Origin of the sequence: Mesorhizobium sp. M0074, from assembly GCF_040322975.1 — a bacterium.
Taxonomy (GTDB): domain Bacteria; phylum Pseudomonadota; class Alphaproteobacteria; order Rhizobiales; family Rhizobiaceae; genus Mesorhizobium.
In genome coordinates this window covers 164,094-178,016 of sequence record NZ_JAMYUM010000010.1, presented here as the reverse complement: position 1 = coordinate 178,016, position 13,923 = coordinate 164,094, and the positions used below count along the sequence as shown (strand labels likewise).

Here is a 13,923-nt window from a genome sequence, read left to right as displayed (position 1 = left end):
TTTGCCCGGTCATCTGGCCAGGGTCGCGGCTCACGGCCTGGCCGGCTACAAAATCCATGGAGGAGAACGAAGATGGGCGTCCGCGACACCAATACGGTCAATGCGAGACAGCCGAAACGTGTGGCGTCATCGCCTGGCTGTCTCGACCACCACGGGCTGGCCGGTCGGCTCTGGTGGAGCGAGCTCCCGCACCCCTGGTTCGTCTTCAGCGAACGCGTTTATGCCGTCGAGGTCTTTTCACCCAACGGCGGCGGTCTTGCGTCCGAATTGCGCCAAGACGAAGGGAGCCTCATCCGAGCAAGCGCTTGCTCAGCCGCGCGCACTGCACGCGAATATCGGGAATGGCGTCGATTTCGAAGAAGGTGCCGCGCGTCAGTGGCCCGACGGCGAGGATCTTGGCGGATACCGTGCCGTCGCCGGCGATGACCTCGCAGTTCGCGGTCACGTCGAGGCCGAGGCGCAGCGGATCCGGCCGTGCCAGCCCACGCTCGACCAGCGACCGCACCACGCTGTTCGAGGTGGTCGAGATGTCCCTGGCGATGCCTGTGCAATCATAGATGCGGGTGACGTCGAACCTTTCGAGCTGCTGCGTGTGGCGCGACTGGACCTGTACGCTGAAGCTGTCGCCGGCGGCGATCTCGACGACGCGCCCGGCGACAAGGCGGATGCGGCCCGCTTGCACCGCCTCGGCAACGCGGGTGTAGACTTCCGGCGCCATGCGATGGCGGTGGATGTCCCACCAGGCCTTGGTGTGCTCGACGAAGCGGCGCTTGGCCGAGGACGGCCAGTTCTGCCAGATCTTCTGGTTGAAGGGTCTCAGACCGTCGACGACGTCGCGCCAGTCGATGCCGGCCTTCTGGTTTTCCCGGATCAGGTCGCGGAACCAGCCGACGAAATAGGAAAGCTGGGTGCCGAGCGGAATGTCGGCAACGTCGAGCTTGATCGGATTGCCCTTGCGATGCGGCGAAGGCAGCAGGCCGCGCCGCGACACCGCGACGATCGCGCCGCGGTGGCCGCGCTGCTCGAGCGACAGGAAGGCATCGACCATGCTCAAGCCGGTGCCCAGGACCAGGACTCGGGCTTCGGGGTCGAGCGCAGTATCCGCCTCGGATCCCATCCTGATCGCATGCCCCTGCCCCGCCCCCGGCTCTTCGTCGTGGCCGGTGGCGAGCACGGCAAGATGCGCAACCACGCTGGTGCCGTTGGCCAGCGCCACTTCGACGCCTGACGCGGTCGGCGAGATCGACAGGCTCTCCTCGCGGATTAGGCGCAGCCGGCCCGTCTGCTGCTCACGCGCCTCGAGCTCGTCGAGAAGCTCCTTGAGATAGCGGGCGTAGACGCTGCGCGGCGCATAGACCGGCGCCTGTTCCGGCGTTGCCAGGCCGCGTTCAAGCAGCCAGCGCGAGAAATTGCCGGGATCGTCGGCATAGGCGCTCATGCCCGACGCGCTGACATTCAGCACATGCGCCGACAGCAGCGTTGAATAGGCCATGCCTTGCCCAAAATGAGGGCGTTTTTCGATCAAGCTGACACGTAGATCGGGATTGGGCGACTTCAGCAGATGCGCGGCAAGCACGACGCCGCTGGCACCGCCACCGACAATGATGATCGAACTTGGCGTAGCGCGCACGGTCATGCGCACACCAGCTGTCCTGGCGATCGTCGCCGGCTCAGGAGAGATTGGTTCAGGCCTGGATTTTCAACGCCGCCGAAAAATCCTCGTCGCCGGCGATGTCGCGCATTTCGGCGAGGCTGCGCTGGTCCAGCACCTCGGCGATGGCCTGCCGGACCTCCAGCATCAGGTGTCGGACTTGGCATGTCGCCTCGTTGCAGTCTTCGCAGCGCTGATACTGGGTGCGGCTGGCGCAAGGAATGGGGGCAAGCGGTCCGTCGAGCACGCGCACGACGTGGCCGACCTTGATCTCGTCCGCCGGGCGTGCCAGCCGGTAGCCGCCCTCCTTGCCCTTGCGGCTCTGAACGAAACCGGCATTGCGCAATTCGCCAAGGATGGCATCGAGGAACTTCTTCGGAATATTGTTTCCTGTGGCGATGTCGTTGACGAAGGCGAGCTGTCCAACCGGCAGGCGTGCCAGATGGACGAGCGCCTTGAGGCCGTATTTACCTTTTTTTGTGAGCATAACCCGAACGTTTCTCTGTCATGCGATGGCGCAAGGCCACCGGTTGCGAAACGCCTGGCGTGCCTCCCCGCCGCGTCCAAGCTGTCACTACAGATAAATTCTAGTGACATGATATACAAGCCGAGAAACGTTGATTTTGCTTCGTTTTCACGCCGCAATGGCCATTTTGGCCGGGGCTTGTGCTTTTGGAAGCACAGAAGCCGCCGCCAATGGCGTACCGCCAAACTGGCCGGCGGCAGGAATGTCCCCATCGGCGAGAATACCGACAGCAGTTTCTGCCCCTGAATTTGAAGGCCAAAGCATGCCGCGCGCGGCAACAAGGAGGGTGGCGTCGCTCATCGTCCTCTCCAATCCTTCAATGTCGATAAGGATACTAGACTTAACCGCGAACACAGGGAACTTGTTTCCAATTTCTTGGCTACTCGCAGCATGGTTTGCCGATGCAGGGGCGAAAACGGGAAAATCCTTGGTGCGCGCATGGACGACGTGGAAGAGGTTCCCCGGGCAAGGACGATGGTTCTCACCCGGGCCGTCCCGTCACCCAGAAGCGTGCGAATGTGCAACTGCCATAGCCAGATGACTTTTTCTAACAGACCGAACCGATTGGAAGGATTTAACTCTACAAGAACGATAGAGTTAGGTGACTATGAAACGCAATCCGGGTTTTTCTCGTTTTCCAAGGAGCCTTTCATGTCCACCATTTCGCGACGTATCGTTCTCTTGTCCTCGGCGGCCTTGGCTGGTGCGGCCTTTCTCGGCCCAGCCGATGCGCAGGACCTCAAGATCACTATCGGCTACCAGACGGTCGTCGAACCCTCGAAGGTGCCGCAGGCCGACGGCGCCTATGAGAGCGCGACCAAGTCGACAATCGACTGGCGGAAATTCGATTCCGGCGCCGACGTGATCGCGGCGATCGCTTCCGGTTCGGTCGACATCGGTTATGTCGGCTCGAGCCCGCTGGCGGCGGCGGCGAGCCACGAGCTTCCCATCCAGACAATCTTCATTGTCGGGCTGATCGGCGAATCCGAAGCCCTTGTCGCCCGCAACGGCGCCGGCATCGAGAAGGCCGCCGACCTTGCCGGCAAGAAGGTGGCGGTGCCCTTCGTTTCGACGACGCATTACAGCCTGCTTGCCGCGCTGAAGCATGAGGGTGTCGACCCGAAGTCGGTCGATATTCTCAATCTACGGCCACCGGAGATCGCGGCGGCATGGGCGCGCGGCGACATCGACGCCGCCTATGTCTGGGATCCGGCACTCGGCCAGATCAAGACGACGGGCAAGGTCGTGCTGGATTCCTCCCAGGTCGCCGCCTGGGGCGCGCCGACCTTCGACGCCTGGATCGTGCGCACCGACTTCGCCGAAAGGAACCCGGAAGCGGTGCGCGACTTCGTCAAAGTGACGGGCGCTGCCTATGCCGACTTCCTGGCCAAGCCGGATCAATGGTCGGTGTCCTCGCCGCAAGCGGCCAAGATTGCCAGGATCACCGGGGCCAAGCTCGAAGACGTGCCGCAACTGCTGAGGGGCTATGTCTTCCCGACGCTCGAGGAGCAGGCCTCGGACAAGTTCCTCGGTGGCGGCACGGTCAAGGCGGTCGAGGCGACATCGGCCTTCCTCAAGGAGCAGGGCAAGATTGACGCCGTGCTGCCGGATTATTCGAAATACGTGTCGTCGAAATATGTCAGCGAAGCGCTTGCCTCGAACTGACGCCAACGCGCGCGGTTCTCCTTCCCTGACGCCGCGTGCTCCCTGCCCCGAACCGCTTGCGAGGAGCGGCTTCGGGGCAGACAGATTCGGAATATCGGCGAGGTTCCCATGACGCATCTCGTGCTCGACAAGGTCTCGGTCCACTATGACGGTCAGCCGGCGCCGGCGGTCGAAAATGTGTCGATTGAAATCGCCAAGGATGACTTCGTTGTCCTGGTCGGCCGCTCCGGCTGCGGCAAGACCTCGTTGCTCAACGTCGCTGCGGGCTTGGTCGAGCCTGTGCGCGGACGCGCCACGATTGGCGGCAGGCCGGTCACGGCGCCAGGCTCTGACCGCGCCGTCGTGTTCCAGAACGACGCGCTGTTTCCGTGGCTGACCGCGCGGGAAAATGTCGCCTTTGCGCTCAGGCTGCGCGGTGTCAGGGCGGCTGAACGGGCGCGGCGCGCCGACAAGCTTCTGGCGCTGGTGAAGCTCGACGGCGCCGGCGATAAGCGCATCTGGGAGCTTTCCGGCGGCATGCGCCAGCGGGTCGGCCTGGCCCGGGCGCTGGCGGCCGAGCCGCAATTCCTGCTGCTCGACGAGCCGCTGGGCGCGCTCGATGCGCTGACACGCGAACGCATGCAGACAACGCTGCTCGATCTGTGGACGGCAAGCCAGGTCGGCGTGCTGATGGTCACGCACGGCATCGACGAAGCGCTGGTTCTTGCCACCCGCATCATTGTGCTCGCTCCCGGCCCTGGCCGGGTGGTGCAGAGCTTCGAGACCGGCTTCAGCCGGCGCTATGCAGCCGGCGAGGCCATTCGCAGCATCAAGGCCGATCCCGCCTTCGCCGCGGCGCGCGGCGAGCTGACCGACGCGATCTTCGAAGGGGAGGCAGCATGACCGTTACCTCCTATACCGAGCGGCCGCAGCGCTCCAAGGTCGACGACGGAGCCGACGGGTTGTCGGTGCCATGGTCGCGGCCGCGGCCGAGACGCAGCCGCGTTTCGGCCCGCGTGGTTAGCGCGATCACCATTCTGATGATGCTGGCGGCGTGGACGGCATCGGCCCGCCTGCAATTGGTGTCGCCGGTTTTCCTGCCGTCGCCTGTCGCAGTCTGGAACAAATTTGTCGTCGTCGCCCGTGACGGCTTTGTCGACGCGACGCTGCTCCAGCATATCGCCGCCAGCCTGTGGCGGGTGTTTGCAGCGCTGATCGCGGCCGTTTTCGTCGGCGTTCCCATCGGGCTGGCTATCGGCATCAGCACGATCGGGCGCGGCATCTTCGATCCGCTGCTCGAATTCCTGCGGCCGATCCCGCCGCTCGCCTATCTGCCGCTGATCATTATCTGGTTCGGCATTGGCGAGCCGTCCAAGATCCTGGTGATTGCCATTGCCATGCTGGCGCCAGTTGCGCTGTCGACGGCATCGGGTGTTCGCGGCGTATCGAAGGACCGCATCAATGCAGCGCGCTCACTTGGCGCCACGCGGCGCCAAGTGATCAGGCACGTCATCCTGCCCAGCGCGCTGCCCTCGATCCTGACCGGCCTGCGCATCGCGCTTGGCGCCGGCTGGTCGACGCTGGTTGCCGCCGAGCTGGTGGCCGCGACGCGCGGGCTCGGATTCATGATCCAGTCCGCTGCCCAGTTCCTCGTCACCGACGTGGTGGTGATGGGCATACTGGTGATCGCGGCCATTGCCTTCGTGCTCGAATTCATCGTCCGCAGGATCGAGCGGGTGCTGGTCCCGTGGGCGGGGCGGGAGTAACCGGACCGGAGACGTGACGATGCCCCATTCCACCGCTGTATTGTTTGCGCATTTCGGCCATTGGCTCCGCCTGATCAAGGCCGGAGACAAACAGCCGCCTGACGACGAACGCAAAACGCCGACGCCGGTGCATCTGGACGCGGAGCGCAACCGCTTACCGCCGCGCGACGAAAGTTTCTACTGGGGCTGGCAGTACTGGTCGCGGTGACCGGGCTGCCACGGTCCGCTGTGTGCCGCTCCGGCCAATGCCTGAGGATCGACGCCTGCTCAACCACGCGAGCGGTTCGCCCAGGCCAGCCCGGCCAACCAGCGCGGTGACGATGCCGACATAGAGCCATTGCGACTGGCCGGTCATGAAGCTGCCACCGATAAGGCCGATGCCTTGCAATGACCACAGCACGCCGGTGGCGAGCACAATCAAGGCCAGCAGATTTTTGATCAATCTCATTGCTGAAACTCCTTTCCAAGTCGATCGTCAGCCGCGTTCCGGCCGGAATGGAACAGCTAAAAGAAGCGGTTCGGTCACGCCAACTTCTACTTGGATGCTAACCTCTGATCCTGCGCAAGACATGCGGAGATCGGTGCAACGATCATCAAAGAAGCTGTGTCGTGCTGCGGAAACTCTCTGACAAATTGTTTCGCACCGACTCCAAACGTGTAACATTGTCATGGAACCGACAGATCATTGCCGCATTTGCTGCCTCATTCGCCCCTAACCGCTGCGGGTCTGTCAACGGAGCCAGTCCCCAACACATGAACAAAAGCAACCGGACCGCGCTTGTCGCGGCCATGACCGCGGCTGGCCTGATGGTCGGCGCATCCAGTGCCAGCGCCGCCGCGCAGTGCGGCCGTGCCTCCTGGTACTCACTGCATTCCAGAACCGCTTCCGGCGAACGCATGAACCCGTCGGCGCTGACCGCAGCGCATCGCAGCCTGCCGTTCGGCACCAAGCTGAAGGTGACCAACCGCAACAATGGCCGCAGCGTCGTCGTGCGTATCAACGACCGCGGCCCGTTTATCAGGGGCCGGATGCTCGATCTGTCGAAGGGCGCCGCCAGCCAGCTTGGCTTCATCAGCTCGGGTCACACCGCTGTCTGCATGGCACGGGTCTAACGGCCGCCACGGCCGGACACCGCCTCCGACGCTCATCCCCAATAGCCGTGCTGCTTGCCAGGCCTTCGCAGGTGCACATTGAGCCGGCTGTTGCCGTTCCAGGCGGATTCTCAACGCCTTGGACGAAAGAACGAGCATAAATCACGCAAGTTGACGTATTGCATCGCAGCAGATTGTTGCTAACTTCCCCGCAAGGCATTCAAGGCTCGGCGCTGCTCGTCGGCCCTTCGATCGCAGTCGGCAGCGGGGTTCTCGATGTTCTACCAGCTCTACGAACTGAACCACGCCGCCTTGCAGCCGGCCCGCCTCTATGCCGATGCGATGCGCCTGTTCTACTCCAATCCGCTCAATCCGGTTTCACACACGTCCTGGGGCCGCTCGGTTGCGGCAACGGCCGAACTGTTCGAGCGCACGACGCGCCGCTACGGCAAGCCGCAATTCGGCCTGACCAAGACCGTGGTCGACTGGAAAAACGTCGAGGTCAGCGAACGCACCGTCTGGTCGCGGCCGTTCTGCAACCTGGTTCGTTTCGAGCGCGCGGTTCCGGCCGGGCGCCGGCCGGATCCGAAGCTGTTGATCGTCGCGCCGATGTCGGGCCACTACGCGACGCTGCTGCGCGGCACGGTGGAGGCGATGCTGCCCTATGCCGACGTGCATATCACCGACTGGGTCGACGCCCGCATGGTGCCGCTGGCCGACGGCAGCTTCGATCTTGACGACTATATCGACTACATCGTCGACATGCTGCATGCGCTGGGCCCCGACACCCATGTGATGGCGGTGTGCCAGCCTTCAGTGCCGGTGCTGGCGGCGGCGGCACTGATGGAAGCCAAGGGTGATCCGTTCGTGCCCTCGACGATGACGCTGATGGGCGGGCCGATCGACACGCGCCGCAATCCGACGGCGGTCAATCTGCTGGCGCAGGAAAAGGGCATCGACTGGTTCCGCGACAACGTCATCATGCGCGCGCCCTGGCCGGTGCCGGGCTTCGGCCGCGAGGTCTATCCTGGCTTCCTGCAGCTTTCGGGGTTCATGAGCATGAACCTCGACCGCCACATCATCGCCCACAAGGACTTCTTCATGCATCTGGTGAAGCATGACGGCGACAATGCCGAGAAGCACCGCGAGTTCTACGACGAATATCTGGCGGTGATGGATCTGACGGCGGAATTCTACCTGCAGACCGTCGACACCGTGTTTGTCCGCCAGGCCTTGCCCAAGGGCAAAATGACGCATCGCGGCGTGGCGGTCGACCCTTCGGCGATCCGCAATGTCGCCCTGTTCACGGTCGAGGGCGAGAACGACGACATCTCCGGCCTTGGCCAGACCAAGGCTGCGCACGACCTGTGCATCAACATCCCGGCTGACAGGCACGCCCATTACATGCAGCCGGCGGTCGGCCATTATGGTGTGTTCAACGGCTCGCGCTTCCGCTCCGAAATCGTGCCGCGCATCGTTGATTTCATTACCAGCTATGGCCGTCAGAACCGCGTTGCGGTGAAGCCGAAACTGGTCCGGACCGGCAAGAAATAGGCGACCAGCGATGATGCCGCGCCCGCGACCTCGCGTCAGGTCGGCCAACGCTAAAATTACCGGTTGGAATCGGTGTAGTCCATCCGAGCTGTTGCACAATAGTCGCGTTGGCGCCACGCGGGTAACCATGCCGCAAAATCAATCCATCCTCATAATTGACACGGACTGTAAATACCCCTTAACGTTTCGTTAACAACAAGGGACAAGCGGGGACAATGATTTCCTCACCAATGGCGAGAACGCTGCGCCTGTGCGCGCTGGCCGGACTTACTGTGGCGGCAGGTTGGGCCGGTTCGGCCTCGGCAGCCAGCCCGATGATAACAGGTGGCCCGACCTCGCAGCCGATCGGCCATTATGATTTCTGCAAGAGCTACGCGTCCGAATGCTCGATCCGCCCGAAGGATCTGTCGCCCGCCAGCCTGACAGGCTCGCTGTGGCGCAAGCTGCTCAGCGTCACGGCAAGGGTTAACGCCGCCGTCAAGCCGGAGAGCGACTTCGACATCTACGGCAAGGACGAGGTCTGGGCCTATCCCGACAAGGGCGTCGGCGATTGCGAGGACTATGTCCTGGAAAAGCGCCGTGAGCTGAACCGGCTGGGCGTCTCGTTTTCCGATCTGCTTATGACCGTCGTGCGCAAGCCGGATGGCGAAGGCCACGCCGTGCTGACGGTGCGCACCGACAAGGGCGACTACATCCTCGACAATCTGACCGACCAGGTCCGCTCCTGGGACCAGACCGGCTATCGTTTCCTCAAGCGGCAGGCGATTGACAATACCGGCCGCTGGGTCTCGATCCGCGGCGGCCAGCAGGTGCTGGTCGGCTCGGTCCAGTAACAAGGCAACTCATTTCGGCTGTGCCAGCGCGGCGCGGATCGACGCAATGATGCGGCGAAGCTCGGCTTCGTCGAGCTTTTCGATGTTGTCGGCCAGGAGATTGGCAAGCTCGGTCGCCGCCGGGCTAAGACCCGACGTGTCGAGCTTGACGCGCGGATGCGAGGTTTCGGCCAACCGCGCCAGTTCCTCGGCCTCGTCCCAGATGATGTTGAAATAGCCGATGATCTTCTGGATCAGCGTCCAGCTCGGCGCACCGCGGCGGCCGTGTTCGAGCGCCGAGAGATAGGCCGCGCTGACGCCGATCGCCTTGGCCATGTCCTTCTGGCTGACGCCGCGCTCGTTTCTCAGCACGCGAAGCTTTTCGCCGAATGGGGTCACAAGCGCACCTTCATGGGTGCATCCTCATAGATGCGTCCCTCATGGGCGTGTCCTCATGAGCGCGCCCGCCGCAAGCGGATATAGAGCGCACCCGAGCCGCCATGTTTGCGGGCGGCATGGTCGTGGCTGGAGACGAGGGGCCGGAAGGCGGGTGTCGACAGCCATGACGGCACGGCGCGCCGCAAGACGCCATCGCCGCCCGACGAGGAACCCTTGCCGGTGATCACAAGGACGTAGCGGATGCCGCCGGCATGCGCCCGGCACAGGAAGGAAAACAGCAGGGAATAGGCTTCAGCCTGGGTCAGGCCATGCAGGTCGACGCGGCCCTCGATCGGCAGCCGGCCCTTCGACAGCTTGTCCAGCGTCGGTTCGTCGAGTGCGTGGGAGACATGCTGCGCCTTCGGCTTTGCGGCCGTGGCAGCATTGCCCGCGACCTGTGCCGGCGGCGGCGCCTGCCTGGTCTCGTCGATCTCCGGCCCGACGTCTGGAATTTCGACGGCGGTTTTGCCCTTCAGCGGCTTTGCCGTGCGCGCCACCAGGTTCCACAGCACCCGGTCGTCCTCGCTCAGCCTGTCGATGCGCCGGGTCATCGGCCTGCTCCTGAAACAAGCGACCGGGGGATCAGCGCATAAAAATCGGCGGCGTTGCGGATAACGCCGGCGATCTCGCCGGCCGCATCGCCCGACCCGGCAAACAGATCGCCGCGGGCCGGCCCGGTGATCGCCGAGCCGGTGTCCTGCGCGATCATCAGCCGCCGGAACGGTTTTCCGTCGAAAGCGGTCAGCGACGGCGCATCGATATGGAAGGGCGTGCCGAACGTGTGCAGCAGCCGGTCGACGGCGATCGAGCGGCCGGGTGTCAGCGCCACCTTGGCGGCAGCGATCGGGCCGAGCTCTGGGTCGTCGACGCCCATCTCGCGGAAGAAGATGTAGGAGCGGTTGCGCCAAAGGATCTCGTCGACGCGTTCCGGATGCGCCTTGAACCAGGCACGGATCGACTGCATCGTCACTTTCTCCAGCGGGATCTCGCCTTCCTCGCTCAGGATCTGGCCCGGTCCGGTAAAGCGCTGGCCGGATTTGGCGGCATAGGTGATGCGGCGAAGCCTGCCGTCGGTCATCTTGAGCCGCGCCGCGCCCTGCACGTGAATGAAGAAGGCGTCGACCTTGTCGGCGAGCCAGGCAATTTCCAGCCTTTTTCCGGCAAGCACGCCGCACTCGATCTCGCCGCGGTCGAAATATTCGACCGGGCCGTTCGGCGCCGCACGTGCGAAGGCGAGATAAGGATCCATGCCGGAAGGACGATTGCCGTCGTCGACGTCGACAAGATCGGCCGGGCGCGACAGCAACGGCACCGAAAACCGTTGCGTGCGTACCGGCGAGGCTTCGACCTCCGGCTCGTAAAAGCCGGTGACCAGGCCGGGACCACCACCTTCGGCATCGATACGGGCCGGCACGAAGTGGCGCTCGAAAAAGCTTCGGGCCTGCAACCGATTCGCCGGCGAAACGGTGCGCGCTTCGGCATAGGCGTCGGCAAAGCCATTGTAATCGACGCCGAGCGCGCCGGAGCGGTAGGGTTTCGTCAGGATATGAAAGGCCGAGCGGCGAAAGGCGTCAAAGGCAGGGAGATGGTCGTCCTCGCCCCAGCCCGGCAATTCGCCAAAGGATTTTTCGCTGAAGGCTCGAGAAAGCGACACGACAGCCTCCGCCGCCGTCCAGTTCAGTCTTCTTCTTCGGTGGCGACGAGCTTCCAGTTCGGATCGCGCGAGCGCGCGTCACGAGCGAAGGTCCAGACATCCTTGACCTCGGCGACGGTTTCGGGATCGCCGTCGATGACGGCGCCGGCCTTGTCGCGGGTCGCCGAAATCAGCTCGCTGACAATGCGCAGCGTGATGTGCGCCTCGCTGCCCTTCATCTCGGCCGAAACGATGTCGGCCTTGTCGATGCCGACGAAGGAGGACTGGATCTTTTCGGCTTTCGCCTCACGGTCGCCGATGGCCGCGACGAAGCCGTCATAGACCTCGCGCGACAAAAGGTTCTTCAGCGTTTTGCGGTCGCCATCGGCGTAGGCCATGACGATCATCTCGTAGGCCATCTTGGCGCCGTCGACGAAGGTCTTCGGATCGAAGGTCGGATCATTGTCCTTGATCGCCCGCAGGCCCCGGTTGAGATCGGTGTCCGGCTTGGCAAAGGCATCGATCGCCACATAGGCATCGGCCGCCGGCTCTCCCGCCAGGCGCTTGCGCGGCAGCGAGACCACGTTCTCGGGTTTCTGGGCGGCATCCTTGTCGTTTTTGCGCGCTGCCGTATATGGATCGAAGGGTGGGCGCTCGTTGCCCGTGCGTCGGCCAAGCACGTTGCGCAGCTGGAAGAAGATCACCACCGCCGCAATCAGAAAGAAAATCGTGCCGAAGTCGAAGAAGCCCATATCTTGCGCCAATCAATCCCTGCTTTGGCCGGACCAGCGGCCAAGCAAGGGCCGCGATCACATAGCGTTCGGTATCCAAAGCATATAGAACGCATGGCGCAATCATTCAAATCAAAGGCAGCCATACCTATCTAACAGCTCTGGTGCCAGCGGCGATTGCTCGCCGGCCGGCAAAACATCGAAACGATCGGTCAAGATTTGCGTATCTCGCTGTTTCCCCTGTTCATTCTAACGCTTCCGCTGCTGGAGATAGCCGGTTTCGTCATTGTCGGCCGCCAGATCGGCGCGCTGGCGACGGTCGGGCTGGTGCTGGCCTCGAGCATTGCCGGCGCCTTGCTGCTGCGGCACCAGGGTTTTGGCGTGATGGCCAGGGTCCGTGCCGAAATGGATGCCGGGCGTGATCCGAGCGGCCAGCTTGCGCATGGCGCCATGATCGTGCTGGCCGCGATCCTTTTGATCATCCCCGGCTTCATCTCGGATATTTTCGGCCTTCTGCTGTTCCTGCCGCCGGTGCGCGATCTTGCCTGGCGGATGCTGAAAGGCCGCATCGTGCTGGCCACCGATTTCAGCAGTGATTTGCGGGCAAGGCAACGCGGCAAGACCATCGATCTCGACGACGGCGACTATTCGCGGGCCGACGACCATACGCGCGGACCGGGTTCTCCCTGGCGCCGCCTCAAGGACGAGTAGCTGCAAGGCAACCGGCGTCTTTTGCAAACTTGTCTTGTCGGGCCGGCCATGATAGCGAACGCCCGAATTTCAATCCGGTCAGCAACGCTGCCCAGGCAAAAGGACCACAGCTTATGGCCAGCAACGACGACGCGCCGACCGGCGCAGCCAACGGTAATGGAAATGCGGCGCAGCCTTCGCTCAACGTGCTTGCGCAATATGTGAAGGACCTGTCCTTCGAAAGCCCGGGCGCACCGAACTCGCTGCGCGGCCGCGACAAGGCTCCGGGCATCGCCATCAATGTCAACGTCAACGCCAATCCGCTTTCCGACAAGCAGTTCGACGTCAATTTGACGCTGAACGCCAAAGCGTCGTTCGACCAGGAAGTGCTGTTCAATGTCGAACTGGTCTATGGCGGCGTCTTCTCCATCAGCGGCTTCCCGCAGGAGCACATGCTGCCGATCCTGTTCATCGAATGCCCGCGGCTGCTGTTCCCGTTCGCCCGGCAGATCATCGCCGAGGCAACACGCAATGGCGGCTTCCCGCCGCTGATGCTAGACCCGATCGATTTCGCGCAGATGTTCCAGCAGAAGTTGGCCGAGGACCAGGCTGCCGCCAAGGTCAAGGTGAGCTGAAGCGGTTGTCTCGCTAGCGTTTGGAAAAACCCGGCCTTGCGCCGGGTTTTTTATAATGATGTCCCGCCCGAAAGGCTGAAGGCCAATCGGACGCAAGCGTCGATGGTTCTCTTCAGCGGCAAGTCGAATATCTTCGAGATTAGCCGAATATCACCACGTCTTCGTCATCCCAGGGCGGAGCAGGAGCGAAGCGACGTCGCGGAGACCCTGGGATCCATGCCGTTACATCAGCCGAAGAATACAGCGGCTCAGAACGGCGCTTGTATCCGCAACTGTGCCAGCTACCCTTCAGCCATGACCGGCTATACCTACATGACCGCTAGCCAGAAGCGCGGCACGATCTACATCGGCGTCACCAACGATCTCGGCCGCCGCATGCCGGAGCACAAATCCGGCCAAGGTTCGCGCTTCACCGGCCGCTACGGCGTGCAGCGCCTGGTCTGGTACGAGGAACATTTCGACATTCGTGACGCCATTCAGCGCGAGAAGTCGCTGAAGCGCTGGCCGCGGCAGTGGAAGATCGAGCTGATCGAGAAGACCAATCCAGAGTGGTTCGAGCTTTTTCGCGGAACGGGGTGGTAGTTCGGTTCTGGTCCGCAGGCGCACTGCCGCGTGGTAACGGCATGGATCCCAGGGTCTGCGCCGCGTCGCTTTGCTCCTTGCTCCGCCCTGGGATGACGAATTGGAGGGATATTTCAGCCAATCTCCAAGGTTTGCGATTTGCCACTGAACGGAACTATCGACGTTCGCT

Annotated in this window: 17 protein-coding genes; 9 read left to right on the top strand and 8 right to left on the bottom strand. The window is 63.1% G+C overall.

What is annotated here, in order from left to right; translation table 11 throughout:
• Positions 1-289: 289 nt before the first annotated feature.
• From NKJ73_RS16030 to NKJ73_RS16020, 3 genes are all read right to left on the bottom strand, one after another.
• Positions 290-1,636 (bottom strand): FAD/NAD(P)-binding protein, encoded by a 1,347-nt coding sequence (locus tag NKJ73_RS16030; RefSeq protein ID WP_352570130.1) that lies wholly within the window; start codon positions 1,634-1,636, stop codon positions 290-292.
• Between the two features lie 49 nt (positions 1,637-1,685).
• The gene (locus NKJ73_RS16025; RefSeq protein WP_023675902.1) at positions 1,686-2,138 is read right to left on the bottom strand and encodes an RrF2 family transcriptional regulator; all 453 of its coding nucleotides are present in this window, start codon (positions 2,136-2,138) and stop codon (positions 1,686-1,688) included.
• A 147-nt stretch (positions 2,139-2,285) separates the two neighbouring features.
• The gene (locus NKJ73_RS16020) at positions 2,286-2,477 is read right to left on the bottom strand and encodes a hypothetical protein (protein ID WP_352570128.1); all 192 of its coding nucleotides are present in this window, start codon (positions 2,475-2,477) and stop codon (positions 2,286-2,288) included.
• Between the two features lie 351 nt (positions 2,478-2,828).
• Between NKJ73_RS16020 and tauA the strand changes: the two genes are divergently transcribed.
• The 3 genes from tauA to NKJ73_RS16005 all read left to right on the top strand — a co-directional run bounded on the left by tauA (position 2,829) and on the right by NKJ73_RS16005 (position 5,587).
• Positions 2,829-3,842, top strand: coding sequence for a taurine ABC transporter substrate-binding protein (tauA, locus tag NKJ73_RS16015; RefSeq protein WP_352570126.1), 1,014 nt, complete (start codon positions 2,829-2,831; stop codon positions 3,840-3,842).
• A gap of 108 nt (positions 3,843-3,950) precedes the next feature.
• Entirely contained in the window at positions 3,951-4,724 is a 774-nt protein-coding gene (locus NKJ73_RS16010; protein WP_352570124.1) for a taurine ABC transporter ATP-binding protein, read from the top strand.
• Positions 4,721-5,587 (top strand): ABC transporter permease subunit, encoded by an 867-nt coding sequence (locus NKJ73_RS16005; RefSeq protein WP_352570122.1) that lies wholly within the window; start codon positions 4,721-4,723, stop codon positions 5,585-5,587. Before NKJ73_RS16010 ends, NKJ73_RS16005 begins: the two co-directional genes overlap by 4 nt.
• A 154-nt stretch (positions 5,588-5,741) precedes the next feature.
• On the opposite strand, the gene NKJ73_RS16000 is transcribed toward NKJ73_RS16005, so the two are convergent.
• Positions 5,742-6,035, bottom strand: coding sequence for a hypothetical protein (locus tag NKJ73_RS16000; protein ID WP_352570120.1), 294 nt, complete (start codon positions 6,033-6,035; stop codon positions 5,742-5,744).
• Between the two features lie 305 nt (positions 6,036-6,340).
• Here NKJ73_RS16000 and NKJ73_RS15995 point away from each other — a divergent pair, with 305 nt between their 5' ends.
• From NKJ73_RS15995 to NKJ73_RS15985, 3 genes are all read left to right on the top strand, one after another.
• Positions 6,341-6,700: a septal ring lytic transglycosylase RlpA family protein gene (locus NKJ73_RS15995; RefSeq protein WP_352570118.1), complete on the top strand. Its 360-nt coding sequence runs from the start codon at positions 6,341-6,343 to the stop codon at positions 6,698-6,700.
• Between the two features lie 255 nt (positions 6,701-6,955).
• Complete coding sequence (locus NKJ73_RS15990) at positions 6,956-8,233, top strand: polyhydroxyalkanoate depolymerase (RefSeq protein ID WP_352570116.1); 1,278 nt, start codon at positions 6,956-6,958, stop codon at positions 8,231-8,233.
• 215 nt (positions 8,234-8,448) lie between these two features.
• Complete coding sequence (locus NKJ73_RS15985) at positions 8,449-9,066, top strand: transglutaminase-like cysteine peptidase (protein WP_352570114.1); 618 nt, start codon at positions 8,449-8,451, stop codon at positions 9,064-9,066.
• A 9-nt stretch (positions 9,067-9,075) separates the two neighbouring features.
• Here NKJ73_RS15985 and NKJ73_RS15980 read toward each other — a convergent pair whose 3' ends face one another.
• Genes NKJ73_RS15980 through NKJ73_RS15965 form a run of 4 tightly spaced genes read right to left on the bottom strand, consistent with a single transcriptional unit; the run spans position 9,076 to position 11,868 of the window.
• Entirely contained in the window at positions 9,076-9,444 is a 369-nt protein-coding gene (locus NKJ73_RS15980; protein WP_352570112.1) for a helix-turn-helix domain-containing protein, read from the bottom strand.
• Between the two features lie 53 nt (positions 9,445-9,497).
• Positions 9,498-10,034 (bottom strand): Smr/MutS family protein, encoded by a 537-nt coding sequence (locus NKJ73_RS15975; protein ID WP_352570111.1) that lies wholly within the window; start codon positions 10,032-10,034, stop codon positions 9,498-9,500.
• A complete protein-coding gene (mltA, locus tag NKJ73_RS15970; RefSeq protein ID WP_352570110.1) occupies positions 10,031-11,137 on the bottom strand; it encodes a murein transglycosylase A in 1,107 nt (368 codons plus the stop codon). Before mltA ends, NKJ73_RS15975 begins: the two co-directional genes overlap by 4 nt.
• 23 nt (positions 11,138-11,160) lie before the next feature.
• Complete coding sequence (locus NKJ73_RS15965) at positions 11,161-11,868, bottom strand: Tim44/TimA family putative adaptor protein (protein ID WP_352453662.1); 708 nt, start codon at positions 11,866-11,868, stop codon at positions 11,161-11,163.
• 198 nt (positions 11,869-12,066) lie between these two features.
• On the opposite strand from NKJ73_RS15965, the gene NKJ73_RS15960 reads away from it, so the two are divergent.
• From NKJ73_RS15960 to NKJ73_RS15950, 3 genes are all read left to right on the top strand, one after another.
• Positions 12,067-12,558 carry an FxsA family protein gene (locus NKJ73_RS15960; protein ID WP_352570108.1) on the top strand — a complete coding sequence of 164 codons (492 nt, stop codon included), beginning with the start codon at positions 12,067-12,069 and terminating at the stop codon, positions 12,556-12,558.
• A 113-nt stretch (positions 12,559-12,671) separates the two neighbouring features.
• Positions 12,672-13,172: a protein-export chaperone SecB gene (secB, locus tag NKJ73_RS15955; protein WP_023675917.1), complete on the top strand. Its 501-nt coding sequence runs from the start codon at positions 12,672-12,674 to the stop codon at positions 13,170-13,172.
• Between the two features lie 294 nt (positions 13,173-13,466).
• Positions 13,467-13,754 carry a GIY-YIG nuclease family protein gene (locus tag NKJ73_RS15950; RefSeq protein WP_352570211.1) on the top strand — a complete coding sequence of 96 codons (288 nt, stop codon included), beginning with the start codon at positions 13,467-13,469 and terminating at the stop codon, positions 13,752-13,754.
• Positions 13,755-13,923 lie beyond the last annotated feature (169 nt).

Excerpts from the sequence above, each read along its gene's own strand:
- NKJ73_RS16020 (WP_352570128.1), bottom strand. The coding sequence starts at position 2,477 with ATGAGCGACGCCACCCTCCTTGTTGCCGCGCGCGGCATGCTTTGGCCT.
- NKJ73_RS16030 (WP_352570130.1), bottom strand. The coding sequence starts at position 1,636 with ATGACCGTGCGCGCTACGCCAAGTTCGATCATCATTGTCGGTGGCGGT.
- NKJ73_RS15995 (WP_352570118.1), top strand. The coding sequence starts at position 6,341 with ATGAACAAAAGCAACCGGACCGCGCTTGTCGCGGCCATGACCGCGGCT.
- NKJ73_RS16010 (WP_352570124.1), top strand. The coding sequence starts at position 3,951 with ATGACGCATCTCGTGCTCGACAAGGTCTCGGTCCACTATGACGGTCAG.
- NKJ73_RS16025 (WP_023675902.1), bottom strand. The coding sequence starts at position 2,138 with ATGCTCACAAAAAAAGGTAAATACGGCCTCAAGGCGCTCGTCCATCTG.
- NKJ73_RS15950 (WP_352570211.1), top strand. The coding sequence starts at position 13,467 with ATGACCGGCTATACCTACATGACCGCTAGCCAGAAGCGCGGCACGATC.
- NKJ73_RS15965 (WP_352453662.1), bottom strand. The coding sequence starts at position 11,868 with ATGGGCTTCTTCGACTTCGGCACGATTTTCTTTCTGATTGCGGCGGTG.
- NKJ73_RS15990 (WP_352570116.1), top strand. The coding sequence starts at position 6,956 with ATGTTCTACCAGCTCTACGAACTGAACCACGCCGCCTTGCAGCCGGCC.
- NKJ73_RS16005 (WP_352570122.1), top strand. The coding sequence starts at position 4,721 with ATGACCGTTACCTCCTATACCGAGCGGCCGCAGCGCTCCAAGGTCGAC.
- NKJ73_RS15985 (WP_352570114.1), top strand. The coding sequence starts at position 8,449 with ATGATTTCCTCACCAATGGCGAGAACGCTGCGCCTGTGCGCGCTGGCC.
- secB (WP_023675917.1), top strand. The coding sequence starts at position 12,672 with ATGGCCAGCAACGACGACGCGCCGACCGGCGCAGCCAACGGTAATGGA.
- tauA (WP_352570126.1), top strand. The coding sequence starts at position 2,829 with ATGTCCACCATTTCGCGACGTATCGTTCTCTTGTCCTCGGCGGCCTTG.
- NKJ73_RS16000 (WP_352570120.1), bottom strand. The coding sequence starts at position 6,035 with ATGAGATTGATCAAAAATCTGCTGGCCTTGATTGTGCTCGCCACCGGC.
- NKJ73_RS15975 (WP_352570111.1), bottom strand. The coding sequence starts at position 10,034 with ATGACCCGGCGCATCGACAGGCTGAGCGAGGACGACCGGGTGCTGTGG.